The organism is Pseudoalteromonas sp. RB2-MNA-CIBAN-0110 (assembly GCF_040309305.1).
Classification (GTDB): Bacteria; Pseudomonadota; Gammaproteobacteria; order Enterobacterales; family Alteromonadaceae; genus Pseudoalteromonas; species Pseudoalteromonas arctica.
In genome coordinates, this window is the sequence record NZ_JBEOOQ010000294.1 from 1 (window position 1) to 244 (window position 244).

Here is a 244-nt window from a genome sequence, read left to right on the forward strand (position 1 = left end):
CTGATGGCGAGTTAACGGTTACAATTAACAGTACCAGCAGTACAAAATTAGGCTGGGACAACGTATGGGATAACAGCTTAGCCTTATCTACAGGTGCATTAGTTGGTGGAACAGCATTTATACTTTTGTTTTTTTTATGTGGGCACAGACTAATAAACATTGAATTAAGTAGTAAAATCAAATCCCTTGAATCTAAAAACGAACATGACTTAAATGAATATAAAAAGAAGTTACAAAACAAAAT

At 33.2% G+C, this 244-nt stretch carries 1 protein-coding gene; it reads left to right on the forward strand.

Features of this window, described 5'->3' with window-relative positions; translation table 11 throughout:
• A partial coding sequence (locus tag AAEY68_RS21550) for a hypothetical protein (protein WP_350586883.1) occupies positions 1-244 on the forward strand: 244 nt, incomplete at both ends.